This window comes from Streptomyces sp. NPDC059788 (assembly GCF_042732265.1).
In the GTDB taxonomy this organism is placed as follows: domain Bacteria; phylum Actinomycetota; class Actinomycetes; order Streptomycetales; family Streptomycetaceae; genus Streptomyces.
The window spans coordinates 1-582 of the sequence record NZ_JBHWHY010000118.1 but is presented as its reverse complement, the minus strand read 5'-3'; the positions used below and the strand labels follow the sequence as shown (position 1 = coordinate 582).

Genomic DNA, 582 nt, shown 5'->3' with positions numbered 1-582 from the left:
TGACTCCGAACTTCATTTCTTCCCGTTCCGGCTTAACAATCCCTTTTGATTTTCGATACATATTCATTCCGGAAGGATACATGTGCAGCCGTCCGCCTTTTAAAAATTTCTTTTCCCGACCTTCTACGATCTTTGTTTGCACCTCACAGCCCTCTGAAGCCACTTTTAAGGCTGTTTCCCTGTCTTGGACATCTTCTAGGTCTATATCAGTCAAATAAGCGCTCAAATAGGCTCCTATGTTGTCTATATCCTTTAATGACTTGATTGTTACAAATCCTAAACCCCATAGACTCCTTAATTCAGCATTTTTAATATAAATCTTATCCAAATCATTAAAGCGCATTAAAACATGACAATGCCAGGCTCCACGTCCTTGTGGCTCTACCACCGATAAATAATCTATCGAACTTTCTTTCTTGTATTTATAACGCAACCTGTCGATAAAATTTTGAAAATCACTATAAAGTTTTTTCGTGTCCGTCATATTTTTCTTGTATGTCAAAGTTATATGTAATTCATTTGGCCGTCCTATAAAATTGTTATTTATCAAATAACGCAGCTTCTTAAAGGTTTGTCTCAAAG

The 582-nt window shown here is 36.6% G+C and carries 1 pseudogene; it reads right to left on the bottom strand.

The features are described from left to right. Positions 1 to 484: pseudogene (locus ACFV57_RS42635) on the bottom strand (hypothetical protein); the annotation flags it as partial. Positions 485 to 582: the final 98 nt, after the last annotated feature.